This window comes from Vibrio sp. T9, assembly GCF_003123985.1.
Classification (GTDB): Bacteria; Pseudomonadota; Gammaproteobacteria; order Enterobacterales; family Vibrionaceae; genus Vibrio; species Vibrio diabolicus.
Genome location: NZ_NIGY01000003.1, coordinates 205643 through 231730 on the forward strand (window position 1 = coordinate 205643; position 26088 = coordinate 231730).

The window sequence follows — 26088 nt, forward strand, 5'->3', positions numbered from 1 at the left end:
AGTTCGCTTTGTATGCTATGGATGGAATGTGACGATTTAGAGCAAGTAATTTGACAGTTTTTATTAATTTCTATGGCACTTATATTTCATACGCTCAATATGTGTTCTGTTGATTAATGTCATATTTTTGTTACTTACACGCCTTATGTTGTTCATCAAATTATCGTTGGACTAGATCAGAATGAGAGCGACAGGCACCGGACAATTTGGTACCCAATTAGGAAAAATTAGAAGCAGATTAAAGCAGCAGATTCTTTCCGGCATCATGTCGGAAGGACAAAAATTGCCATCAGAAAGAGAGCTCAGTGAACTATTTTCTACGACTCGAATCACTATCAAAGATGCGTTGGTGTCTTTGGAAACCGAAGGCCTGATTTACCGAGAAGAGCGTCGTGGCTGGTACGTATCTCCGGAGCGTATCTGTTACAACCCGTTGTCTCGTTCTCACTTCCATCAAATGATTCGAGAGCAGCATCGTATTGCAGAAACCAAGTTACTCAACGTGCGAAGTGAAATGGCCGCAGGTGAGTATGCAAAATCGTTAGAGGTTGAGCGAATTACCCCAATTTATGTGATTGAACGGTTACGTTTTATTGATGGGCGAGCGGTATTGTTTGTTGAAAATATACTCAAAGCAGCACTGTTTGAAGGTATATTGTCCGAGAACCTCACCATGTCACTGACAGGTATTTATCGTGAGAAGTATGGCTACGAGACAAAGCGCTCTCGTTTTGATGTGATTCCAACGTCAGCGCCTGCTCATGTCGCTAAGGCGTTGAACCTAGCTGAAGGACAACCCGTCCTGAAAATTCGTCGAGTAAACTACAAACAAGATGGCAAATTAATGGACTGCGAATTCGAGTATTGGCGTCCAGATGCAGTGATGATTCGCATTGATAGCGTAGGATAAAGCGCAGAATTAAAAAGAGCCCAATAAAGGGCTCTTTTTCGCATATTGGTTAGAGAGGCGGTTTAAACGAGGCCTTGCTCTTTTGCCATTTTACTTGCTATGCCAGGCGCTTTCCAAATGCTTGGCAGCAAAATGAAAGACACAGGTACGGCGGTAATTACAATGAAAGACTGCAATGCAGAAATACCACCAGAGCCCATTGAGATAAGCGCAATAGCGACAATACCCATCATCAAGCCCCAGAATGAGCGAATCACTGCGTTTGGTTCCGTAGAGCCCGTCATTACCACACTGATTGTGTAAGTCATCGAGTCACCTGTCGTCACGATAAATGTTGTCGTTAAGATCAGGAACAGAACCGAAATGATCATTGGGTAAGGTAATTCACCGGTAATCGCTAGCAGTGCTGCAGGCAAGTTAAAGCCTTCAAACGCAGATGAAATCAAGCCAGGGTTATCAAGTTCAAACGCAAGGCCACTGCCACCAACGATACTAAACCAGAAGCAAGTAATCAGCGGTGCGGCGATACTAATAGACATAATCAGTTGGCGAATTGTACGACCACGAGAGATACGAGCAATAAAGATCGCCATCATTGGGCCATAACCGATAAACCAACCCCAGAAGAATACTGTCCACCAGCTTAGCCAGCCCGTATCACCACGGTAAAGCGCCATTGGGAAGAAGTTATCTACCATGCGACCAACGCCTTGTACGTAGCCATCAACAATAAAGCTTGTCGGTCCAAAGAACAGGATGTAACCAATTAACAGCACAGACAAAATAATGTTGTAACGACTGACGATTTGAATACCTTTGCTCAAACCGCTTAGTGCGGAAAGGGTATACATCAGGATCGCTGCCATGATAACCATGCTTTGCGTTACGAACGTATCTGGCAGGCCAAACAATGAGTTTAGCGCGTAGCTAATTTGTAAACCTAAGAAGCCGATAGGGCCGATTGTTCCTGCTGCTACGGCAATAATGCTACATGCGTCAGCAACATCACCAATCCAGCCTTTAATGGCTTTATCGCCAAACACAGGGTAAAGCAGAGTACGCGGCTTAAGAGGCAGGCCTTTATCGTAATGCAAGTGCATTAAGACAATGGAAGATAGACCACCAAGGATCGCCCAAGCTAAGAAGCCCCAGTGCATAAAAGACTGAGATAGAGCATTGATTGCGGCAGTTTTCGGTGAAGCTTCACCGTATAAAGGTGGGGCAGTCACAAAGTGCGCGATAGGCTCAGCAGCGGCCCAGAACACACCACCACCTGCAAGTAGGGTACAGAGTACAATTGACAACCACTTAAAGTTATCAATATCAGGTTTCGCTAGACCACCTAGACGCACATAACCAGTGCGACCAAACGCAAGAGCCAAACCAATAAGGAAATTCAGAAGAAGCAGTACTTGCCAGTAAGCTCCGAAATATTTAGTAGCAAAGCCGAAGCCGGTGTTAACCATTGCGGTTAGAGAGTCGGTATTCGTTAGGGCAAGTAAAACGAATAGAGTGAGGAAGCTACCACTTAACCAAAAGACAGGATTGGTGAGTTCGAGGCGCTTGAGCAGAGATGGGGGATGAATAGCAGAATAGTCAGCATCCTGAATAGGCGCTGTGTGGGAGGCGGCATTCGTCATATTTGACATAATTACTTCGCTTTTTAGGGCTATGAAGCCGTGCATTTCCCCTCACATCGTTTCGACGAAAAGTGTGAGGATGTTCAAAAAGCCGATGATGTTAACATGTCGAAGTCGCAAATATAACCTTAGATTTCGATTAATTTTTAACAGGTTAGCCAAGTTGCTGATTTTTGGGTAGAGATCAAAGGAAAGTGTTTTTACGTGAAGTGCACCGCATTTCGTATGTAAATAACATTTCCCTTGTTTTTGCATGGATTACTCAGGATTACATTGAGCAAACATGTTTCTTCTCCAAACTGAGGTTTACTCAATGGCTCATTTCGAACTTAATGGACAGTGGTTGCTTACCTCGCCACAGCGTCCCGATATTGAAATTCCAATGTCTATTCCGGGCGATAATATTTCGGCGCTTTTACAAGCAGAGCGCATTCCGGATCCTTATTTTGCCGATAATGAAAACAAAGTTCGTTGGATTGAAGAGTGTGAGTGGCATATCTCGCGTGAGTTTGAAGTCGACGCGTTTACGTTGTCTGCCAAGCAAGTTTGGATGACGCTAACTCGTGTCGATACCTTGGCAACCTTCTATATTAATGGTGAGTTAGCACTAACTTGCAGCAACATGTTTACTCAACAACGAGTTGATATCAAACCTTATTTAAAACAGGGCATAAATACTGTTCTTGTTCAATTCGCAAGAGTCGATATAGAAGGTGTGGAACGTGCTAAAAAATTGCCTTTCCCAATCCCTTCCGCAATGGGAAATAATCAAATTCCGCACATGAATTTGATCCGAAAAACGCAATGTCATTCCGGATGGGACTGGGGCATTTGCTTGATGGTATCGGGTATTTACGACCCCATTCAAATCGACATTGTGAATGAGCTTTGGCTCAAAGGCTTTTCGACAGAGCAGCAATGGCAAGCCGATGAGAGTGTGTTTCTTGATGTATTAGTTGAAGTGGAAACGGACAGTCAACGCCATGAACTGATTGTTGAATTTAATGGTGAGCGTCAATGCATTCAAACAAAAGGAAGTGGTCACTATCATTGCCAGTTCCACATTTCGGACCCTCAACGCTGGTGGCCATCGGGTTATGGCGAAGCTTATCTTTACCCCATTACCATTTCTTGCAGAGAGCAAAAGTTAACGCGCAACGTTGGTTTGCGTCAGTTAACCCTAAATAACCAAGCTGATGAACATGGCTCTGCGATGGAATTTATCGTCAATGGCGTACCAATTAATGCCAAAGGCGCCAACTGGATCCCTGTTGACGCAATGCCGGGGCGAGAGTGCGAAACACGTTATCGCAACCTTTTGCAAAGTGCGGTTGACGCCAACATGAATATGATACGTGTGTGGGGCGGTGGTCAGTATGAGAGTGAAACCTTTTATAACCTTTGTGATGAACTTGGCTTGTTGGTGTGGCAAGACATGATGTTCGCATGTTCACTGTACCCATCTGATAATGACTTCTTAAAAGAGGTCGAAGATGAGCTTCGATACCAAATCCCTAGGCTTAAAGAGCACCCATCAATAGCACTTTGGTGTGGTGACAATGAAGTGATTGGTGCCATTGGTTGGTATGAAGAATCCAAGCACAACAAAGTCAAATACACGGTTAACTACGATCGCCTCAACCGCATGATTGAGCAGGTGACTACTGAGCACGATAGCGCTCGTCGTTTCTGGCCAAGTTCCCCGTGTAATGGTGAACTGGATTTCGGTGACGCGTGGCATGATGATAGTAAAGGCGATATGCACTTTTGGGACGTTTGGCACTCAGGAAAATCATTCAATGCCTACCTTGACGTGAATCCTCGTTTTTGCTCTGAGTTTGGTTTTCAATCTTGGCCGTCTTTTGCAGAAGTTAAGCAGTTTGTCCCGGAGCAAGATTGGAATATCACGTCCCTAACCTTTGAACAACATCAGAAGAATCCTCGTGGTAACAGTATCATCACAGAGATGTTCACGCGTTATTTTCGTTTTCCCTCTGGATTCGAGAGCATGCTGTATTTAAGCCAAGTTCAGCAGGCAATCGCGATCAAAACTGCGTGCGATCATTGGCGCGCCATTTCTCCAGTTTGTCGCGGTATGCTGTATTGGCAACTCAACGACAACTGGCCTGTCAGTTCTTGGTCTAGCTTGGAATACAGTGGTCGTTGGAAGCAGTTGCACTACCATGCAAAACGCTTTTTTGCGCCGCAGTATTTGGTATTTTCCGAGCATACAGGCAAGTTGAGCCTGCATTTGCTCAATGATGCCAAAGAGCCCGCAAGCGTCAACGCACTGCTTAAGTGGGTAGATTGGCAAGGGGAAGAAAAGCAATGTTGGAGCTTAGAACAAACAGTCATAGCAGACAGCAATACGATTTTGTGGCAGTTGGATGAATTGATCGAGAAGGATGAACTTACGTCAGGCTTCTTCTATGTTGAAGCGCAAATCGGTGAAGACAGAATAAGCAACACATGGTTTAGTACTCACGAGCTAAAAACCTTGCCGATAGCGAAAGCCAATATTGATGTCTCGATTGAGGGTAGCCAAATTACATTGGTTGCGGATAAGCCTGCGTTTTTTGTTCATTTGGAGAGTGATGTTGATGGAAGGTTCAGTGACTCCAGTTTTACTCTATTGGCCAACGTTCCAATGACGGTAGAGTATTTAGGTGATGATGTTTTAGGCATGCAACAGTCGTTGAGGGTATACCACCTTAATGATTAAAACGGGCATAGAACATCTATATGCTGATATCTGAGAAGGGGGCCTTTGCTCCCTTTTTAGTTATCAAGTATCCGTTATTAAGCTCAGGTTGAGACAGAAGGTTATTTAAGTTTCTGATGAATACGGTAGCCAACAACAAAACCTATGTAGAATAGCGCTGCGAGAGTAAGCATTGCCGTAGCGTACGCCAGTAGGCTGTTTAACCCTAAACCAAAAGCCAGAGTGAAGGCGATACCATGAATGGCTTCCGCAGGGATTCGGTACCAAGCAGCGTGGACGGAAGATCCGAAGAGGATAAAGGTACTAAGTAAGACAATCGTGCCGCCTATAAAGCCGACCCATCTGCTGTTGTTCATGTTGTAATCTCAGGTGTTACCTAGGTAACGTAACAAAATATTTCAGAGCCTGTATTATACAACCGAGAGAGGGTATAGGTGGTAGAAATATTTGCCTCACAAACTAAGAGGCCATCTAAGTGGCCTCTTTTTAACCGATTTAACGGTATCCGTTATGACGCAAAGGTGTGAGGCTTGTAAGAAACCTAACCTTTGGCATTCGTTTGGGGTTGTGCTTCTGGTTGTATCGTCCAATCACCACCAAGCGATTTGTAGAGCGCAATCGTAGCGTGTGCGGTTTGTAACTTTGCCGCGACTCGCTGATCTTGCATCATGCGTTGCTGACGTTGCGCATCTAAAACCGATAAGTGATCAATCAAGCCAGCGTGGTACAGTGACTTGGCTTTGTTGACGGCGTTATTGGTGGCTTTCAATGCCTCATCGATTCGGCGCTGATTTTCTTGGCTGCGACCATAAGTAAACAGCGTGGATTCGGTTTCTGCCAAAGCTGCCTCGACCGTATGTTGATAAGACAATGTCGCCGAATCAAAACGCGCTTGGTTGATGGCTTCAATCGCCTCCCCACGCCCCCCATCGAACAAGTTCCAGCTTACGCCTGCCGCGCCCATCCAACCGAAAGAATCGCTACTGAAGAGATCGTCAAAGCTTGACGCCGACAACCCCGGAGCGCCTGTCAAAAAGAACTTCGGATATTGATCAGCAACACTTGCTGCTAACTCTTCATTGAGCGCGGCCATTTCGCGCTCTGCTAAGCGGATATCGGTACGACGTTTCAACAGATCGGAAGGTAAACCGACCGGCACCATGTCTTGCATGACAGGTACACTATGCTGCTTAGACAGACGGATTTCGACTTGCGTTAGCGGCTCACCAAGCAATACTGCTAAACGATGTTTGTGCGCTTGTTGTGCAATTTCTAACTGCGGAACGAGCGATTCCATCGCCGCAAGTGTGGCCTTCGCTTGGGCTAAATCGAGATCAGAACCGTAGCCGCTGCGCACGACTTTCTCGACGAGATCAAGTGTGCGTCGTTGATCTTCTAAGTTCGACTTTGCCAACTCAAGGCGCTCGCTTGCACCTTGGTATTGCAAGTAGTTGTGAATCAAATCCGCCGTGATCACCGTGTTCAAGCCGCTTTGATAAATCTGAGCTTGTTCGAGACGAATTTGTGCCGCGTTTGCTTGGCGGTCAATACGCCCAAACAGATCAGCCTCCCAAGCGATACTCGCTCCTGCAAATACGCCATCGTGTTGATTATCCATTAGGGTGACGTTACCAATTTGAGGTGGCAGACCCGACACGGAATCACTGAGTGGATTCAATATCGGACCGAGTGAAGAGTCATTTTTACTGAACTGATAGTTCATGTAACCCGCACCGAGATTAATTGTCGGTACCTTGAATGACTCCACCATGGTTTTATAGTTGTTGGCCATTTTCACCCGCTCGGCCGCCACTTTCAGCGGAATGTTTTGGCTCTGCATGTCTTGAACCATTTGATTCAACACCGGATCGTGAAACTTAGTCCACCAAAACTCAATGTGTTGTGAATCGGTACTCAACCCTGCATTTTCGGCGTTCAAGTAGGTTTCTGCCATGCTGGTGGTCGGTGCTTGGTAGTCGGGGCCCACTGCACAACCTGCTAAACTTAGGGCTAGAACGACAGGCGTTAGAATGAATTTTTTCACGATGACGCCTCCTCTAGCTCAGCGTTGGTTTGTGTGGACGGTGCTTTTTCTTTATAAGCAAGGCGATACAGTGCCGGCATGACAAACAGTGACAATATGGTTGCGGCCGCCAAGCCTCCGATGATGGTTGCCGCCATTTGGTCAAACAGCAGATCTGACAGCAGCGGGATCATGCCGAGCGCGGTCGTTAACGCACCCATAGAAATTGCCATAGTACGGTTGACCGTGGCTTCTTTAATGGCGTCAGACAAGCTCATGCCATTTGCGCGTTCGAGCTCAATTTGATCCATTAGTACGATGCCATTCTTGATGATCATCCCGGTCAGTGTGATAGCTCCGATCAGCGCCATAAAGCCAAATGGTTTATCGAATCCAAGCAGAGCAAACACAGCCCCTGATGCTGCCAGTGGTAGCGTTGCGAGGATGATGATTGGCTGCTTAAAGCCGTTGAACATCGCAACTAGGATGATCACCATGATCAGCATTGCTTTTGGTTGCTGCTTCATGATGTCGGTGACCGCTTTGTCTTCATCGTAATATTCGCCGCCCCATTCCATGCTATAACCCGCCGGAAGTTGGATAGATTCAACCTGATCTTTAATGGCATTTCTAACGTTCGCTGGTGTGGAGTCTCGGCTCACACCCGCTTGAACCGTGATGGTTTTCACGCGGTCGCGTCGCCAAATCATGCTCTCTTCGGTGACCAGTTCGAATCCATCCACCACTTGACCAAGCGGAACGCTGTTAAAGCCAAGTAGCGAGCGCACAGGTAGCGTTTCTAGTGACGCCATGTTTTGCGATGTGCCACGTAACTGAATTGGAATCAACTCATCATTCAGGTTCATTTGTCCGAGCGGCATGCCGTCTGATGCACGTTTTAGCGCGAAAGCGACATCGGCGCGGTTAATGCCTGCTTGACGCATTTTGTCTTGGTTTAGAATCGGCTTGAGCACTTTGCTTTCTTGGCGCCAATCATCGCGAATGTATTTTGCATCAGGGTTTGAAGAAAAAATCGTTTTCGCTTCTGCCGCTAGTTGATGTAATACGGTTTCATCCGGACCAGAAAAACGCACCTCAACCGCGAACTTATCTTTGGTTGCCAGCTTCAGCGCTCGAAAGCGAGGTTCGGCATCCGGAAACGCCTCTTTCAGCCAATCATCACCACGCGTCACCAAGTGACTGATGCTCTCGTAGTCTTTAGTGTTGATCAGAATCTGGCCGTAGGCAGGGTCGAGCGGCTCAGGCTCTACCGTTACCGAGAAGCGAGGTGCACTGGTGCCGACATAGCTAGAGATACTTTCCACTTCTGGTTGTGCGACCAACCATTCTTCAACTTTGCGCATGTCTGCCGAGGTTTGTTCAATCTTGGCACCATTGGGTAGCCAGTAATCGAGAAACACAATTGAACGATCCGACTGAGGAATAAAGTTCACGGCCACATACGGGATTGCCACGGCGGTGACTAAAATTAACGGAACCAAAGCGGCTAATGCTTTACGCGGGTTGTCCACCGTCCAGAATACCAACTGTTTATAACGGCTCGGTTTGGTCTCTTCTCTGTTAGCTTTTGGCTTGATGAACATCCACGCCATTAATACCGTAAACGTCATCGCGACGATCCATGAAAGCAACAGTGACGATGCCACAATGTAGAACACAGAGCTTGCAAACTCGGCGGAGTCGGTTTTGGAGAACAATACTGGGCTTGCGCCCATAATCGCGATGACAGTTGCGCCTAAAAGTGGCACGGCGGTTTCTTTGACGGAATCAATCGCGGCGCGAGTTCGCTCGATACCTTTGTTGAGCTTGGCGATCATCATATCGGTGATCACAATGGCGTTATCCACCAACATGCCCAGTGCGAGAATAAACGTACCTAGCGAGACACGGTGCAAATCGATGCTGGCGATGTTCATGTATACAAGCGTGAGCAAAATCGTCAGGAGCAAGCTTGCGCCAACGATGGTCGCACTCTTAAAACCCATGAAGACCAACAACACCACAAAAACAATCGCGACACTTTCAAGCAGGTTGCCAACAAAGTCGTCGATAGACTTTTGTACTTCTTCAGGTTGATAAGCAACGGTCGAGATGTCGACACCCAGCGGCAGTGTTGCTTGGTAGTTAGCGATGATGTCTTGAATCGTATCGCCAAGTGACACCACGTTAATGCCTTGAACTGGGCTCACCGCCAAGGTGACAGCGGGCTCTCCGTTGTAGCGGTTTTCTGCCAATGCTGGTGTTTGATAACCCATGGTGATATCGGCGATGTCACCAAGACGAATCAATCCCGAGCCAAACTCTCCGGTGCCACCATTGATGATTAAATTGCGAATGTCTTCTAGAGACTGAAACTCACTGGTTTGCGCAATACGAATACGCTCTGTACCTGCATCGAATTTTCCCGCTTCGAACGTGCTGTTTTGTGTGCTCAGTTGGTTCCAAACTTGTGCGATCGACAAACCATATTGAGCCAGGCGCTCATCTGGCATATCGATATGTACAACGCGAGGTTGAACGCCGTGTAGCTCGATCTTTTTGATGCCGTCGACGGCTTTGATTTGGCGTTGCAGCTCTTCGGCGTAGCGACGCAACTCTTCTGGTGCAGCATCTGTGCTGTGGATAGAGAAAAGCATGCCGTAGACTTCAGAGAACTCGTCTTGCACTACGCTGATCTGCGCGCTGGAAGGCAACTGCAGTTTTACATCGTCTACTTTGCGTCTCAATAAGTCCCATTCCTGCGGAAGTGCTTTGGAATTAAGGCTCTCTTTGAGGTCAACAAAGACCATAGATAAACCGGGGCGAGACAATGAGCGCAAGCGATCTAACTCCGCCATTTCCTGCAATTTGGTTTCCACGGTATCGGTGACTTGGTGTTCGACTTCTTCGGCAGATGCACCCGGATAAAGGGTCACGACTACCGCAGTTTTTACCGTAAAGCTCGGGTCTTCCAACTTGCCTAAGTCGAAGTAAGAATAGATGCCAGCGATCACGCTCAATACGATAAAGAACAGAACGAACTTACGTTGGCGAATCGCGAATTCAGCTAAATTGATCATGGATTCGCACCTACAACGTCTTGATGGTCAGGTTTGGGGCGGCATCGCCCTCGCTCAGATAATGGCTACCGCTGATCACCACGTAATCGCCTTGCTCAAAACTTCCGGTCACACACGCTTGGTATGCGTCGATAGAGTCAAGATTGACCGGCTCTGAATGAATAACCGCATCACGAACCACATTCACGTGCAGAGTTTGTTTCTCACCCAAAATTGCAGAGTAAGGAAAGCAATGGCTTGAGTGACTGGTGTTGAGCGCGGTGTTTACCGTGACTGCTTTACCGTTGAATAGCGCACTGGAAATCGAATCGATGTCTAGCGTGACGGTATAGGTTTGTTTGAGCAGGTGCTTTTTCGGCGCGATTTCTGCCACGGTTGCTCGGTAGGATTGCTCCGAATCATACCAAGTCAACGATGCTGGCTGACCTAGTGCGAATTGCGCAATCATATTTTCCGGCACGTCGATGTCGACTTCCCAGCTGCCTTCTTGCTGAATTGACACAACACTGCCGCCCGGCAAGGTTTGCTCATGTGGATCAATTGAAACGTCGGCAACAATGCCAGTGAATGGTGCACTCAGAGTGGTGTAACGTAGGGCATCTTTTGCACGTTGGATGTTTTTCTCAACCACTTTGACGGCAGAGAGGCTACGTTCGTAGCTGCTGATGGCTCGGTCTAAGTTTACGCTGGCAATGGCATCATCAGAAGTTGCTTGTTTTACGCGCTTTAACTCGGCTTTCGCGAGTTTGTGTGCTGATTGCGCTTCTAACATACGCGCTTGTAATTCTTCTAGTGAGACTTGGTAATCGTGCTTGTCCAGCGTGGCAATGACTTGGCCTTTTTCTACCACGCTGCCTTTATTTACGAACACGCTTTCCACGGTGCCAGGTACACGAAAAGAGAGTGAGGCGGTTTCTTTTGCTTTTACGATCCCGCTGAATGATTTGTTGAGTTCTTCATTCCTTTCGTTGACTTCAATTACTTGAACGGGTCTGGATGCGCTTGGCTCCTCAACCTGAGGTTGAGCTTGATTACAGCCGAGTAGAGAGAGCGCGATAGTGCTCAGCGCGGCGGTTTTAATTTGATGATTCATAAGATGGCTCCATAATTTCGGCGCCATCTTATAATTCACAGATGTTCAGATAATCATGCGTGTGCATGATTCAATGTCACGAATTTTATGACAATAAATGCAAGCTACAAAAGTTTTGGAATTTTATTGCACAAATGTTCAATAAGTAACCGGCTAGCTTGGTTCAGCGTTTTCGGCTTAGGGTAGAGTAACCACCCCGTTTCTTCTGTGACGGCATATTGAGACAATACTTGCACCAATGCACCGGATTCGAGCTCATTTTTTACCAACAGTTTTGGGATATAACTAATGCCGCGGTCAAGCACTGTGGAGCTTTTGATAAAGCCGATGTTGTTGGAAATGAGTTTCGGTTTGAGCGCTACGTTTTGTTCCTGAAAATGCCAAAGGTTGTCGACATTGCCATTTGGCCAACGAAAACAAATGCACTGATGATCGCTCAACTCTTCTAATGTGGCTGGTGTGCCGTGAGTTTGAAGATAGTTCGGTGAGGCAACGACACATCGGTCTAGCGTTAAGATCTTTCTGGCGACAATGTCTGAATCAAACAGCATGCCGCCGTGCAGCGCGATGTCCAACCCCTGCTGAAACATATCAATAAAGCCATTGTTGATATTGCGAATGTCGAGCTCAACCTGCGGGTATTGATCCTGAAATTCAAACAAAATGGGTTGAAGAGGTTCATAGGTTTCTGGCAGAAGGCCAAGTTTAATTTTGCCTCTGACCTCGATGCTTTCGTTACTGGCTTGCTGGTTTGCCGAATCAAGCAAGGTGAGCACTTTTTGCAGATCTTGGTAATAGGCATCGCCTTTGTTTGTCAGCGAAAGGCTGCGAGTGGTGCGGTGAAAAAGTTGCGTTCCGAGGTAACGTTCCAGTTCTCCAATGCGTCGGCTAACATTTGCTCGTGGCAAGTCCAAAGCATTGGCTGCCGCTGTAAAGCTGCCAAGTTGGACGACTTTGGTGAACAGTTTTAGATCGTCAATTTTCACTCTTGAACTCCATACTTTTTGAGCACCATGCTAAACCCTGACACTCTAGAGTATTGATGTGTGGTATACAAAACTTATTATTAATTATCGAAATATAAATAAGGACTTCAACATGTTGAGATTTATACAACGTCGCCGCATTAAGAAAGTGATTAAGCTTATGAGTACGAGATTGATGGTGGGATACGGCAGTCGTGAGTACTTTTCCGTCGGTCAGGTAAAGACGAGCACCTGCGAGTTAAGCTCGTGCCAACAAAAAATTGCGTTGGCGTTGTTCGCGAATCCGCAAGATCTTGATTTGGAAAATCAACCAGAGTTGCAAGCCATCCGCTCTGATGTGGCGAATGACTTCTTTGCTGATGCCGATTATACCGCTCAGGATGTGCTTAATTTATTCGGTGCTGGTGGCTGGAAAGGCGGCCGAATGGAAGATGGAATGTCTCATCATTTTGGTATGCACAGCCGATACTAGAGCGAGCTAACCTTATAAAGTCTTGTCAGTTAACTCGCTATATCACTTTGCCTTGTGAGGTGTCACTCCGATGCTTTGTTAAGCGGCACGCTTTACGAGGCAGAAGTGCTTTTTACCGCGTTGCAGTAACCAGTATTGGTCAAACAGTGGGAAGCTTAAACTCGGGTTATCAGCCGACACTTTTTCACCGTTTACACTGATGGCGTTGTTGCTGATGTGTTCGCGCGCAACACGTTTCGAGCTTGCTAAGCCCGACTCAATCAATAGCTCAACCAAATCTTGTTGTGCGCTCTCAATGCTTGGTAAACCATCCAACTCCAATTGTTTTAATTCACCCAAACTCAGTTGTTGCACATTACCGCTGAATAAAGCTTGCGTGATGCGTTCGGCACTGGCTAGACCTTCTTCGCCATGAACAAATCGCGTCATTTCCTCAGCGAGAATACGTTGTGCTTGCGGCTTGCCTTGGCTTGCTTGGTCTTGCGCTTCAATGCTGGCAATTTCTTCGCAGCTCAAGAACGTGTAGTAACGCAAGAAGTGGTAAACGTCGGCGTCTTCTGCGCCAAGCCAGAACTGGTAGAAGGCGTAAGGCGAGGTTTTGCTAGGATCTAGCCATACTGCGCCGCCTTCGGTTTTGCCAAATTTGGTGCCATCGGATTTGGTGATCAGCGGCAGAGTTAAGCCAAATACTTGCTCACCATTTTGGCGACGAGTTAAATCGATCCCGCTGACGATGTTTCCCCATTGGTCATTGCCACCGATTTGCAGACGGCAACCGTATTGACGGTTTAGCTCGGCAAAATCGTACGATTGCAGCAGAGCGTAGCTAAATTCGGTGAAGGAGATACCTTGGTCAGGTCGTTGCAGGCGTTGTTTTACCGATTCTCGGTTGATCATGGTATTGATCGAGAAGTGCTTACCCACATCACGGAAGAAGTCGATGACGTTGATCGCTTTCATCCAGTCAGCATTGTTCACCATGATCATTGGCTTGGTCAGTTGGTGATTCATCAACTGCTGAATTTGATTAGAAAGATCGTTAACCCAACCTGAGACGATTTCTGAAGAATTCAGGCTGCGCTCGGTCGCTTTAAAGCTCGGGTCGCCAATCATGCCCGTTGCACCGCCAATCAAGGCAACAGCTTGGTGTCCGGCATCTTGAAAGCGCTTAAGCATGATCAAAGGCACAAGGTGGCCGATGTGCAAGCTGCCAGCTGTAGGATCGAAGCCGCAGTAAACGGTTTGTGGCCGTGAGAGAAGTGTCTGAATTTCTTCCAAATCGCTGGCCTGCGCAATCAAGCCACGATCTTGTAAATCTTGCAGTAATGGTGTCGTCATTCTTTTTGTCTGTCTTATTGGTTGTTGTATTCAGACTAAAACGCGACACCTTTTGTCGATATATCCCTTAAGGGACAGTTTTTTATCTTGAATGGAGAATAAGGTGATTGAGGAAAAGCTGGAATAACTCACTCAATGAAGACACATTTAACTGCGAGTAAATGCGTTTTCGATGATTTTTGACCGTGCCTTGCACTAAGTGTAACCGCGCGGCAATTTCTTTGGTGTCAAACCCTTGAGCGAGAAGTGAAGCCACCTCTTGCTCGCGACGAGTGAGTGATTCTACGCCAAATGTTGCTAAAGCTTGCTCAATGGCCAATCGCATACTGCCAGAATAAGCACTTTGGGCAAAAACAGGCTCAGAAAAGGTAAACTCCGTTTGTTTCCAGTGCTGCTGACAAAGCGATTGAATTATCGGGAAGTAGGGCTTTAATTTATTGATTTGCTGTTGAGAAAAGTATTTTCCATCATTCATATACCCGAAGTACAACATGACCCAACGGCCAGGTTCGACTTCGACTAGCATGCTCAGTTCGTCTTTCCACCCTGTCTGATGGTAGAACTGCTCGCAGTAGGAAGTAAAATCAACGCCTTTGCGTGCTACGTCTTTGAGCGTAAATACGCCTTGTTGCTTTGTCTCGTTTAGTTTGAGAAAAAAAGGGTCATTTTGAAATGAGTCAGTAAGGTAGCGTTGAAAAAGTAACTCTCGCTCGTTCTCAATCGAGTCGTAGAGATAGATAGGATGTTTACCTTCTCGATAACCTAAAATAACCGCGCAATCAAAATGAAAAAGAGTGCGAATGACACGCATAAGCTTAGGAGTAAAGTTAGGCGTATTAAGAGCAGAAATTGCTTCTGCCAGCAGATTATTAAAGTTATTGTCAGGCATGGGATACCGAATCGCAGATGGTTTTGGGCAAGCATAACGAAAAGCCATCCAACGAGAAAGGGAAGTCACCATCTTCTGGTGACTTCCCATGAGAAAGTTGCACAAGTACTCAGTTTTGAGGAGTCATAGCTACGTTAACTTATTGATAAGGGTGCATAACAACCGTTCTATTTAAGCGATTAGTTGCTATGCGTTACTGCGAGTTGGTGAGCTCTTCGTTAACCCAATATTTAGAACCAGACACGTTGGCATCGATGAGCAAGCCTTTTGCATTCAACTGATAAACGGCGACGCCACTGTTAAATTGCTTTGAAAGTTGCTCAGAATCTTCGCCAGCTACAGCAGAGGCTTCACTGGTCGCTTCCCATCCTTCGTTGACGAAAGTGTCAAAGTCTTCTTTGCTCTCAAACAGAATCACTTGTTGGTAAAACTTGCCGCCAGCCCCAAGTGCGACGCCCAAACCAAACATATTCATATAAGTGCGTTTTTCTGTTTCCTTATTTACTGCGACACCTGACCCTGAGTTGGTGTGAAACAACAAAGACAATTTACGAGAATCAAAGACCGCGTAGCCATAAGCGTTGTCGTAAATGGCTTTGGCCTCCGGCTTTTCATTAAACAACTTGAGCAAAGCACTATCCGCCATTAAGTCTACGGCTTGGCGAGCTTCTTCTGGCGTGTCGCCTTCCATTAGTTCATCAATTTTCTTGTCGGCTGCATCTATCCATTCTTTGCTTTTCTCGATACTGGCTTCTGTCCACTCGCCCGCGGTATTGATTGCTTCCTCGGACCAATTAGTGAAATCTTGCCACGCTTGCTTTGAAAAGGCTTTGGTATCGTCCCAAGCATCTTGCGCAGTATCAGAAACCGCTTCGCCTAGCTCAGACATTTTGTTGGAAATATCATCCCAATCTGCGTAAGCGGGAGATGCTAGGAGCATCAATGTGGTAATGAGTGCGATAGACTTTTTCATCAAATTCTCTCTGGAGTTGTCGATACATCTTCATTCTAGGTCATCAGACTTTGATAATGAAATTGACTAAATGGCGATCTTGAGAGAGGAATCACGAACTGATTGCGAAATGACGTATGAATAACAAAGCCCTCACAAGGGGAGTGTGAGGGCTTGAGTTTTTAGCGCGTTACTTGCTGCTAACTTTACCGAGCTGTAACCAAGTATCGATAACGGTGTCTGGATTTAGTGAAACAGAGCTGATGCCTTGCTCCATCAACCATTCCGCCAAATCTTCATGATCTGATGGGCCCTGACCACAAATACCCACGTACTTGCCAGCTTTGGTTGCTGCGTCAATTGCCATTTTCAGCATGATTTTCACCGCCGCGTTACGCTCATCAAATAGGTGAGCAACGTCGCCAGAGTCACGGTCCAGACCAAGCGTTAGCTGAGTCATGTCGTTTGAACCAATCGAGAAGCCGTCAAAGTACTTCAAGAACTCATCGGCAAGTACCGCGTTGGATGGCAGCTCACACATCATGATGACTTTCAGACCTTGGTCGCCACGGCGCAGATCAAACTTCGCTAGCAAATCTATCACTGATGCAGCTTCGCTTGGTGTACGCACGAATGGGATCATGATTTCAACGTTCTTCAGACCCATTTCGTTACGAACGCGCTTGATAGCTTGAGTTTCTAACTCGAAGCAATCTTCAAACACTGGAGAAATGTAACGAGACGCACCACGGAAGCCGAGCATTGGGTTTTCTTCATGCGGTTCGTAGGCTTTACCACCAACCAAGTTGCTGTATTCGTTAGACTTAAAGTCAGACATACGAACGATGACGCGTTTTGGCCAGAAAGCAGAAGCGATAGTCGCGATGCCTTCAGTCAGCTTGCTCACGTAGAAATCGATAGGATCTTTGTAACCACGAATGCGCTGTTTAATTTCTGCTTTTAGCTCATCGCTTTGCGCATCAAAGTTAAGTAATGCTTTCGGGTGAATACCGATCATCTTGTTGATGATGAACTCTAGACGAGCAAGACCAACACCTTCGTTTGGAATCTGAGCAAAGTCGAATGCGCGATCTGGGTTGCCCACATTCATCATCACTTTGGTCGGCAGTAGTGGCAGTTCATCAACAGAAGAGCGTTTTACATCAAACTCAAGCTCACCTTGGTAAACGTAACCCGTTTCGCCTTCTGCACAAGATACTGTCACTGTTGCGCCATCAGTCAGTTTGCTTGTCGCATCGCCACAGCCAACGATTGCAGGAATACCAAGTTCACGAGCAATGATTGCTGCGTGACAAGTACGTCCGCCACGGTTGGTAACAATAGCAGAAGCTTTCTTCATCACTGGTTCCCAGTCTGGGTCAGTCATGTCTGTAACTAACACATCACCTTCTTGAACCAATGACATTTGGTCCAGAGAGTCAACCAAACGTACTGCACCTTTACCGATACGTTGACCGATTGCACGACCTTCAATCAAAACATCTGCTTTGTTCTGTAGCTCGTAGCGCTCAATCACGTTTTGTTCCGTTTGTGAACATACGGTTTCAGGACGCGCTTGAACAATGTACAACTTGCCGTCGATGCCATCTTTTGCCCACTCAATGTCCATTGGACGCTGGTAGTGCTTCTCGATGATCATCGCTTGTTTGGCGAGCTCTTTGATCTCTTCGTCGTTCAGTGAGAACGTGTTGCGCTCTTCATCAGAAGTATCAACGATATCAACTTGTTTGCCGATCTCTTGGTTGTCAGAGTAGATCATTTTGATCAACTTAGAACCAAATGTTTTCTTAACGATCGGGTGCTCACCTGCTTCAAGCATTGGCTTATGAACGTAGAATTCATCAGGGTTTACTGCGCCTTGAACGACCATTTCACCTAGGCCCCATGAAGAGGTGATGAAGACAACTTGGTCGAAACCAGACTCAGTATCAAGCGTAAACATTACACCCGAAGAAGCTTTGTCTGAACGCACCATACGTTGGATACCCGCCGATAGCGAGATACCACGGTGATCGAAACCTTGGTGTACACGGTAAGAGATCGCACGGTCGTTAAATAGAGAAGCGTAAACGTGCTTAGTTGCTTCTAGTACTGCGTCGATGCCTTTCACGTTCAAAAACGTTTCTTGCTGACCAGCAAAAGAGGCATCAGGCAGGTCTTCTGCCGTAGCAGATGAACGAACTGCGACTGAAAGCTCAGGGTTGCCTTCAATCAGTTCTTGGTAGTTTTCACGGATTTCTTGTTCAAGGTCCGCAGGGAAAGGGGCCTCTAATACCCATTGACGGATGGTTGCACCTGTCTTACGCAGAGCTTCCACATCCTCAACGTCTAGTTCATCAAGTAATTGGTGAATACGCTCATCCAAACCTTCGTGGTCAAGGAATTGGTTAAACGCGTATGAGGTTGTCGCAAAACCATTTGGTACAGAAACGCCTGCGTTCGCTAGGTTAGAAACCATTTCGCCAAGTGAAGCATTCTTACCGCCGACTTTGTCGACATCATCCATGGATAGGCCATTGAACCAGAGGGTGTTCTTTTGCATGTCTTTCTCCAGAAACATTGCAGCTTAGTAGGGGGACTTAAATCGCTCTAAACAATCGCATGTTGGCTGTTATTACACTTTGACCATACATTGCTTCATTTAGATTGATATCAAAGGCAAACGATTACGTTCTGGCTGAAAAAAATTCAAAAGAATTTTTAAAGCTGTGGTGAACCTAACTGAAAGCCAAACTGATTTATTAATATTATGTTTACCATCCTACTCAAAAGATTTTGAAAAATTAAACAGAAATGCAAATAAATAACCAAAGTCGTGATGTGTTCTATGTTTCTGACGGTACGGCGATAACATGTGAGACATTAGGGCATGTTGTTCTCGGTCAATTTCCGTTCATTCCTAACGAAAAAACCTTTCCGTTCGTAGAAAGCCAGGACAAAGTTGCTGACGTTGTAAAAGAAATTGAAACTTCCTACCAACGCAATGGCGTCAAACCTCTGGTGTTTTTCTCTATCGTGGTGCCAGACGTACGTGAAATGCTGCTGGAAGCGCCTGCATACAGCTACGATGTGTTGGAAAGCATTGTACAGAAAGTGCAAGACGACATTCAGATGGCACCAAAACCCAAGTTGCAACGTTCTCGCAGTGTGGGGAAAGATTCCGATACCTATTTCGACCGTATCGCGGCCATTGAATATACATTGGCGCATGATGATGGCATCACGCTAAAAGGGTTGGAACAAGCCGATATCATCCTGCTGGGAGTATCGCGCAGCGGAAAAACCCCCACCAGCCTATATATGGCGATGCAGTTTGGTTTGCGTGTCGTGAACTACCCATTTATCGCGGAAGACGTGAAGATGATGCGCTTGTTGCCTGAGTTTGAGATCCATCGTCATAAATTATTCGGGCTTACTATCGACCCTGAACGTTTGACTGAAATCCGTGAGAATCGTTTGTCTGGAAGTGATTACGCCAGTACTGAGCAGTGTAAGTTGGAGCTAGACACCGTAGAGGCGTTGTTTAGAAGAGAGGCGATCCCATACATCAATACGTCCTCTCTGTCTGTTGAGGAAATTACTACGCGTATTCTGGAAAAAGCAGGAATGAAGCGCCGTTTGTTTGGTTAACCAGGGGCGCCAACATCGTCGTGTGCAAGAGGAGGCGAGTAACACCTCCTCTTGTGCATCTAAAGATGCCTTACACAGAATGATTTAATAGTATTGGAACATCTTTTGGATGTCTTGATAGTTTTTGGTTTGAGTCAGTGACAGCATCAGTAAGATACGTGCTTTTTGTGGGTTTAGTGTGCCTGAGGCAACAAAGCCATATTTTTCGTCATCAATTTCAGCATCCAAAGTGGTTGATCCGCTAGGCGTTCGGGAGCTCCTTACAACAACAACGCCATCTTTGCTCGCTTTTTCTAGCTCATCAAAGACCGTGTGGTACAAGTTACCATTACCCACACCAGCACTTACAATACCGTCAAACTTGGCATCAACAAAGGCTTTGACTGGTAAGCTCGACGCATTTGCATAGTTATAAACAATGCCTACTTTAGGTAGTGTGTTAAGTTTTGATACATCGAATGGTGTTTCTGTGGTGTGTTTACGCTCTGGGCTTCGTTGATATTTGGCATCGCTATTATGAATGTAACCGATAGGGCCAAAGTTAGGTGACTGGAAAGTACTGACGGAAGTGGTGCTTGTTTTAGTTACGTCTCGCGCGTCGAATATAGTGTCATTCATCGCGACTAACACGCCGCGCCCTTCAGAATCTTCATCGGTGGCTGTCACGACGGCGTTGTATAAATTAACTGGGCCATCAGCACTCATTGCGGTGGAAGGACGCATTGCACCGACGATCACGACTGGCTTTTTGCTCTTGACGGTAAGATCAAGGAAGTAAGCGGTTTCCTCTAACGTATCAGTACCATGAGTGATGACGATACCGTCAACATCATCTTGAGCGAGCAGTTCGTTGACGCGTTTGGCTAATTTAAGCCATACCTCATCATTCATGTCTTGTGAACCAATGCTGACTACTTGCTCTCCGGAAATATCGGCAATGTTGGTCATGCTAGGTACCGCAGAAATCAATGATTCAACGCCGACTTTACCTGCTGTGTAGTTTGACTCTGTCGCAGATTGACCTGCGCCTGCTATGGTGCCGCCAGTGGCAAGAATTTTAATGTTCGGAAGATCGGATTGCGCAAAAGAGAACGAACTGATGCATAAACCGAGAGTTATCGTACTGAGGCGGAAAAGATTTTTCGTCATAGGAATCACCTGCTATTAGGTTGGATGTTGGGGAACTCATCTATCCTAAAAACAGCGGGTTAGATTTTTTGAGCACTAGTTCAACAAATTGCAGATGAAGATCGTGATCAAGCAATCAGTTAAAGAACATTAATTCAAACAATTAACTTAAATAACGTGCTTCTTTAACAAGTGAGATGTACTAATAACGTGCATAATGCGTTATATGCTCTAATCTATTGATTGGGAAATAAAGAGGGAAGGGAGGCGCGATTAGGTTACTAAACACGAATTGAGAAGTGCAATTTCTTCAAAGTTTACAGTGTAAAAAAAAGCGGCTTTACCCCGGAACAGATAAAAGCCGCTTGCCAATGATGTGTTAATTCACATCTTATCGCATAATCATTTGTTCACGACCAGGACCCACAGACACCATTTTTACTGGTACGCCCATCAGTTCCTCAATGCGTAGAACGTATTTCTGTGCTGCTACTGGAAGCTCTTCAAACTTACGACAACCTGTGATGTCCTCGCTCCAGCTTTCCATCTTCTCGTAGATTGGCGCAAGAGATGCAGTTTGAGGCCAGATTGGGTTTTCGCTGTGGTCGCCTTCGTAGCCAACACAGATTTTCAGATCGTTAAGACCAGTCAAACAGTCTACTTTCGTTAGTGCAATTTCAGTTGCGGCTTGAAGTTCAACACCGTTCTTTGTTGCTACTGCGTCGAAGTAACCCATATCGCGTGGGCGACCTGTAGTTGCACCAAACTCGCCTGCAAGTTCGCGGAAAGCGTCTTGCTCTTCCATTGCCGTGATCAACGTACCGGTACCTACTGATGAGCTGAATGCTTTTGCAACCGCAATAACGCGCTCAGGACGAAGTGCTGGAAGACCACTGCCGATACCTGCGTACATTGATACAACGTTAGAAGACGTTGTCCAAGGGTACTCACCGTAAACAAGGTCACGACCCGCGCCAAGCTGCGCTTCGAACAACAGTGTTTTGTCTTTTTCTTGTAGCTCTTTTAGAGGAAGCGTTACGTTGCAAATTGAATCGCGCCAAGGTGCAGACACCTCTAGCAACCAGTTCGCCATTTCTTCAGCGGTTTGTTCAAACTCGAACGTCGGGTAAAGCGCACGCAGTTGCGGCAGTTTCCAATCCATCATGAATTGAAGGCGTTCAACCAATACTTCTGGTTGCTTCAACCAACCAACAAGGATGCCTTTCTTCATTACGCGGTCACCGTACGCAGGTGCAATACCTTGACGAGTTGAACCGTATGCTTTGTCGCCTAAACGTTGTTCTTCCAGCGTATCTTCTAGTGCGTGTAGAGGTAGACACAGTGTTGCGCGATCAGAGATGCACATATTCACTTTTACGCCCGCTTCTTCAACTTCCGCAATCTCCTGAGACAGCAACGCAGGGCTGATAACCATACCCGGACCTAATACTGCCAAACAGTCTGGATTGAAAACGCCACTTGGTAGCTGGTGCAGCTTGAACGTACCTAGGTCGTTAACCACGGTGTGACCCGCGTTGTTACCACCTTGAAAACGAATGCTCGCAGAAGCTTGCTCTGCCAAAAAGTCAACGATGCGGCCTTTGCCTTCATCACCCCAGTTTGCACCCACAACAACGATAGACGACATAATTTAATCTCCAAAAACAGATGCAAAAATCTTAAGGTGTTCGCCATAATAAGAGAAATTAATTATACTCATTAACTTGATAAGAATTTCATATCGGAATTGGCTATGTTAGATTTGAACTGGCTGCGAACCTTCGTAACTCTTGCAGAGGTAAAACATTTTGGCAAAACAGCGACGGAGCTGCACATGACGCAACCGAACGTCAGCTTGCATATCAAGCAGTTGGAGCAGGCCACGCGCACGAAATTGATTGAGCGAAATCCTGTGCAGTTGACGCAAGCGGGGAAGCGTTTGTTAGATACGGCGCAGCGGATGCTTAATGAGCTGCAAATTTGCCAATCGGATCTCAATGCCATCAACGATCTTACGCAAGGAACGCTTTCTATTGCGGCGAGCGATATCGTTTCACGTTTACTGCTTATCAAACCATTTCAGCAATTCAAAAGTGAATACCCGGGTATCGACTTGGCATTGTTCAATACCACGTCTTCTCAAGCGGTGGATTTGGTGAAAAGTGCGCGTGCCGATATCGGCTTTGTTATCGCACAAAAAGAGAGTCAACCGTTGCATTTTACGCCTCTCACGCAAATTCACTGGTGTGCGTTTGGCGATAACATTTTTGAGTGGCAGGACAATCGAAAAGAGAGCCAGACGTTGATTCTGCTAGGGCACGACACGCGAACCCGTGAGCTGATAGATGCGTCTTTACCTGAGTTAAATCTGCCTAAGCATCGCGTGATGGAAGTGGGCAGTGTGGAAGCACAAATCGACTGGGCAGAAGCAGGATTTGGGACCGCCATTGTGCCGGATTTCTCTCTTGATCCGAGGTTAATGCTTTCCCGAGAAGTCACGCCTTTGCCTAGTTTTCCAAACACCGATTTCGGCTACATTGTGCGCCAAAATCAGGTGCTCTCCAAAGCCGCCAAACAGCTACTCACTTGGGTTGGAGAGAATGTGTCAGTGGTGGGAGAGTAACGGATGAAAGATGACGACATTATTGTTTCGCTGCCCTCTCTGATTCATCGCATTGGCGGTGAGAATGCTAAACGCATTAAAGTCATTGCGGCGGATTGCGGGTGTGACGTTAAGCGAGTTAGGCGCTCTCGTCATTGGCAAGTTTCTGGAGAAGCTTTGAACTTAAAAGCGTTACTTGATCAGCTAAAAGCAGGGCAGTGTGAAGAGCTAAGGTTTGTGATGAATAAGTTGGAGAAAGGGTTATCCGTTCATCAGGACAAACTGGAACCGTTGGAAGAAAAACTGATTCGGTTGGTGGTGCAAAACCCAAATATCACCTTGGCGGAGTTAATGACAGAAACGCACTGTACGATTGCACAAGCCAGAGCAGCTCGGTTTGAAGCGGAAATGCTCTAGCGTAGAATTTTTATTTACTCATTCTAGCAGCCAATGTTACGGTGCTGGCTATTACTAAAAATTAAGGCCATTTTTTATCATGGATATTTGGAAGCTCCTCCTTTTTATTCCCGCTTGCTTTGCTCTGAATATGACTCCAGGCCCAAACAACTTATTGGCAATGAATAATGCGCGTTGTTACGGTTTTCGTGCCGCGTTTGTCGCTAGTTTAGGGCGTATTACGGCATTTTCTGGCATGATCGCGTTGTCTGCCTCTGGGCTGGCAGTGATTTTGTACACATCAGAAATGCTGTTTTTAGCGTTAAAGCTGGTGGGGGCGTTGTATCTATTGTGGATTGCATTCAACCTTTGGCGTTCGGAATCGAGCCCGATCTCTGAGTTAACTAACTCACGCAACTATGCAGGGCTTGCGAAACAAGAGTTTACGCTTGCCGCCGGTAACCCGAAGGCGATTCTTATTTTTACTGCATTTTTGCCGCAGTTTGTAGACGTGAACGCCAACGTTCAAGAGCAGTTTTTTGCCCTTGGCTCCACGTTTTTGATTTTAGAAATGGTCGCCATTTCAATTTACGCGATTTTTGGTTTGTACCTTAGACATTGGTTCTCAAATCCAAAAATGGCGAAACGTTTTAATCGCGGATGTTCGCTGTTTTTAGCCGCATCTGGTGTGAATTTGCTACTAAGTAAGCAATAACGCACATCATTTCTGTAGCGTATTTTTCTATTAAAAAAGAGCCGCTGATGTTATATCAGCGGCTCTTTTCGTTGATGCATCTATTGTTTGTTGTTACCACATCAAGTCATCTGGCACGACGAAATCTGCGTATGGGTCGTCTTCTGCTGGAATGTCCGATTCTGGTTCTTTCTGTTCGATGATGACGGATTCATCACGTTGAGCAATTTTATTTGCTACTCCGCGTGGAATGACAACGTAGCTTTCACCGACAATAGCAATGGCTAGAATGCCTTTAATCAACTGTTCACGGATGAGAGCATCAACATACAGTGACTTAACCAAGGTGCCATGGGTGAAGTTGTACTTAATATCGCCATCTTTTAAGTCGATCTTGTTCATCTCAATCAATTGATTGATCTGCGCTTTGATCTCTTTATTCAAACGCTCGGCATTTTGCTGTTCGCTCAATTGTTTATCACGCTCTAACTGTTGGCGTTTATTCTCTTCAACCGCCGCTTTTACTTCGCGTGCTTGAACGCGTGATTTTTTAGAGCCTTTCTTCGCTTTCTTTAGTTTCTTTTCATTAACTAAGCCAGCTTTCAGCATTTGTTCTTGAAGGGTAAGTTTTGCCATGTTTCATCCAGTTAGTGCGCAATTTTGTGCATTTTAGCGAGTCCTTATCAGCAAGGAAAGGGCGATGATGACACGTCGGAGAAATTATCGGACTCAAGCAAACGCAATGCGTCCCAAAGCATCACTTGGTTGGAGCTTAGTACAGGAATACCAAAGCGGCTTGAGAAATAAGGCAGTAGATGCATGACTCGCATGTTCGTGCATGAAATAAATACCGCGTCCACAGTGCAATCAATCGACTCAAGCAGCTGCGCTAAGGCATTTTCTACGTCTTGTCCTCCGATGGTTGGGATATGGGGATCGTAGTCGAGATTGAAATACCCAAAGGCCAGAACGTCAATGCCATGTTCGGTCATGGACTCATAAAGTGGGTGATTGACGTCATTGGTATACGGCGTCAGCATAACGATTCTTTGAGCTTGATGGTGTTCAAGCGCTCTCAGTGCGGCTTGCCAAGGGTTAGTTATTATGGCTTCGGGTCTCTCTTGACGAATTAAATCAGTGATTTGATCGGAGCCAATGAGCACACTAGCTGACGTACAGCCAAACGCCATGACGTTGATTGGCCACATTGGCACGATGGTGCGTACACACTCGCGGATACTGTTTTGCATGTCTGTTAAGTGCAGAGGATCGACAGTACCTGTGGTGAGAAAGCGTGAAGTGTATAAGCGAACATCTGCGGGTAAATGCTCGCGCCATTCGTTTTCTAGCACATAGTCGGTCGCGAGTTGAATGAGTCCGATTGAACGTTGATAAGCGGATACATCCGCCGAAAACTCAAACTGAGTGGTTAAAGATTGAAACGTACAGAGCTCTGGCATGTTACGGCCCTCAAAAAGTGCGGTGGTTGCCCACCGCCAAAGTCACAGGGAA

The 26088-nt window shown here is 46.2% G+C and carries 21 protein-coding genes; 7 read left to right on the forward strand and 14 right to left on the reverse strand.

Annotation, left to right across the window (positions count from 1 at the left end):
* Window positions 1-181: 181 nt before the first annotated feature.
* A complete protein-coding gene (locus CBX98_RS07785; protein ID WP_109168905.1) occupies window positions 182-910 on the forward strand; it encodes a UTRA domain-containing protein in 729 nt (242 codons plus the stop codon).
* A 62-nt stretch (window positions 911-972) separates the two neighbouring features.
* Here CBX98_RS07785 and CBX98_RS07790 read toward each other — a convergent pair whose 3' ends face one another.
* Window positions 973-2559 (reverse strand): BCCT family transporter, encoded by a 1587-nt coding sequence (locus CBX98_RS07790; RefSeq protein WP_005392697.1) that lies wholly within the window; start codon window positions 2557-2559, stop codon window positions 973-975.
* Window positions 2560-2863: 304 nt separating this feature from the next.
* Between CBX98_RS07790 and CBX98_RS07795 the strand changes: the two genes are divergently transcribed.
* The gene (locus CBX98_RS07795) at window positions 2864-5272 is read left to right on the forward strand and encodes a glycoside hydrolase family 2 protein (protein ID WP_109169006.1); all 2409 of its coding nucleotides are present in this window, start codon (window positions 2864-2866) and stop codon (window positions 5270-5272) included.
* Between the two features lie 101 nt (window positions 5273-5373).
* Here CBX98_RS07795 and CBX98_RS07800 read toward each other — a convergent pair whose 3' ends face one another.
* From CBX98_RS07800 to CBX98_RS07820, 5 genes are all read right to left on the reverse strand, one after another.
* Complete coding sequence (locus tag CBX98_RS07800; RefSeq protein WP_046875806.1) at window positions 5374-5628, reverse strand: hypothetical protein; 255 nt, start codon at window positions 5626-5628, stop codon at window positions 5374-5376.
* Between the two features lie 185 nt (window positions 5629-5813).
* Window positions 5814-7316: an efflux transporter outer membrane subunit gene (locus CBX98_RS07805; protein ID WP_109168906.1), complete on the reverse strand. Its 1503-nt coding sequence runs from the start codon at window positions 7314-7316 to the stop codon at window positions 5814-5816.
* The gene (locus CBX98_RS07810; RefSeq protein WP_109168907.1) at window positions 7313-10375 is read right to left on the reverse strand and encodes an efflux RND transporter permease subunit; all 3063 of its coding nucleotides are present in this window, start codon (window positions 10373-10375) and stop codon (window positions 7313-7315) included. Before CBX98_RS07810 ends, CBX98_RS07805 begins: the two co-directional genes overlap by 4 nt.
* Before the next feature lie 10 nt (window positions 10376-10385).
* The gene (locus tag CBX98_RS07815; protein WP_172605938.1) at window positions 10386-11468 is read right to left on the reverse strand and encodes an efflux RND transporter periplasmic adaptor subunit; all 1083 of its coding nucleotides are present in this window, start codon (window positions 11466-11468) and stop codon (window positions 10386-10388) included.
* A gap of 104 nt (window positions 11469-11572) precedes the next feature.
* Window positions 11573-12454 (reverse strand): LysR family transcriptional regulator, encoded by an 882-nt coding sequence (locus tag CBX98_RS07820; RefSeq protein WP_005392703.1) that lies wholly within the window; start codon window positions 12452-12454, stop codon window positions 11573-11575.
* A gap of 112 nt (window positions 12455-12566) precedes the next feature.
* On the opposite strand from CBX98_RS07820, the gene CBX98_RS07825 reads away from it, so the two are divergent.
* On the forward strand, window positions 12567-12926 hold the full coding sequence (locus CBX98_RS07825; protein ID WP_172605939.1) for a DUF6559 family protein: 360 nt from the start codon (window positions 12567-12569) through the stop codon (window positions 12924-12926).
* A gap of 78 nt (window positions 12927-13004) precedes the next feature.
* Here the strand turns inward: CBX98_RS07825 and tyrS are convergent, their stop codons facing one another.
* The 4 genes from tyrS to ppsA form a co-directional block, all read right to left on the reverse strand.
* Window positions 13005-14264 carry a tyrosine--tRNA ligase gene (tyrS, locus tag CBX98_RS07830; RefSeq protein WP_109168910.1) on the reverse strand — a complete coding sequence of 420 codons (1260 nt, stop codon included), beginning with the start codon at window positions 14262-14264 and terminating at the stop codon, window positions 13005-13007.
* 82 nt (window positions 14265-14346) lie between these two features.
* Window positions 14347-15153 (reverse strand): helix-turn-helix transcriptional regulator, encoded by an 807-nt coding sequence (locus tag CBX98_RS07835; protein WP_046876144.1) that lies wholly within the window; start codon window positions 15151-15153, stop codon window positions 14347-14349.
* Window positions 15154-15346: 193 nt separating this feature from the next.
* Window positions 15347-16126: a hypothetical protein gene (locus CBX98_RS07840; protein WP_006741381.1), complete on the reverse strand. Its 780-nt coding sequence runs from the start codon at window positions 16124-16126 to the stop codon at window positions 15347-15349.
* A 169-nt stretch (window positions 16127-16295) separates the two neighbouring features.
* Window positions 16296-18668 (reverse strand): phosphoenolpyruvate synthase, encoded by a 2373-nt coding sequence (gene ppsA, locus CBX98_RS07845; RefSeq protein WP_006741382.1) that lies wholly within the window; start codon window positions 18666-18668, stop codon window positions 16296-16298.
* Between the two features lie 251 nt (window positions 18669-18919).
* Here ppsA and CBX98_RS07850 point away from each other — a divergent pair, with 251 nt between their 5' ends.
* Window positions 18920-19756, forward strand: coding sequence for a pyruvate, water dikinase regulatory protein (locus tag CBX98_RS07850; protein ID WP_005392709.1), 837 nt, complete (start codon window positions 18920-18922; stop codon window positions 19754-19756).
* 84 nt (window positions 19757-19840) lie between these two features.
* On the opposite strand, the gene ansB is transcribed toward CBX98_RS07850, so the two are convergent.
* Together ansB and CBX98_RS07860 are read right to left on the reverse strand one after the other, a co-directional pair.
* Complete coding sequence (ansB, locus tag CBX98_RS07855; RefSeq protein ID WP_109168911.1) at window positions 19841-20905, reverse strand: L-asparaginase 2; 1065 nt, start codon at window positions 20903-20905, stop codon at window positions 19841-19843.
* A gap of 370 nt (window positions 20906-21275) precedes the next feature.
* Window positions 21276-22532, reverse strand: a complete 1257-nt coding sequence (locus CBX98_RS07860; protein ID WP_109168912.1) for an adenylosuccinate synthase — start codon at window positions 22530-22532, stop codon at window positions 21276-21278.
* Window positions 22533-22637: 105 nt separating this feature from the next.
* Between CBX98_RS07860 and CBX98_RS07865 the strand changes: the two genes are divergently transcribed.
* From CBX98_RS07865 to CBX98_RS07875, 3 genes are all read left to right on the forward strand, one after another.
* Entirely contained in the window at window positions 22638-23507 is an 870-nt protein-coding gene (locus tag CBX98_RS07865; protein ID WP_006741384.1) for a LysR family transcriptional regulator, read from the forward strand.
* 3 nt (window positions 23508-23510) lie between these two features.
* On the forward strand, window positions 23511-23903 hold the full coding sequence (locus tag CBX98_RS07870) for a ribosome recycling factor family protein (RefSeq protein WP_048624767.1): 393 nt from the start codon (window positions 23511-23513) through the stop codon (window positions 23901-23903).
* Between the two features lie 79 nt (window positions 23904-23982).
* Window positions 23983-24597, forward strand: coding sequence for a LysE family translocator (locus CBX98_RS07875; protein ID WP_006741386.1), 615 nt, complete (start codon window positions 23983-23985; stop codon window positions 24595-24597).
* 93 nt (window positions 24598-24690) lie between these two features.
* Here CBX98_RS07875 and CBX98_RS07880 read toward each other — a convergent pair whose 3' ends face one another.
* Together CBX98_RS07880 and CBX98_RS07885 are read right to left on the reverse strand one after the other, a co-directional pair.
* Entirely contained in the window at window positions 24691-25212 is a 522-nt protein-coding gene (locus CBX98_RS07880; RefSeq protein ID WP_006741387.1) for a DUF2058 domain-containing protein, read from the reverse strand.
* A gap of 47 nt (window positions 25213-25259) precedes the next feature.
* Window positions 25260-26036 (reverse strand): Asp/Glu racemase, encoded by a 777-nt coding sequence (locus tag CBX98_RS07885; protein ID WP_109168913.1) that lies wholly within the window; start codon window positions 26034-26036, stop codon window positions 25260-25262.
* Window positions 26037-26088 lie beyond the last annotated feature (52 nt).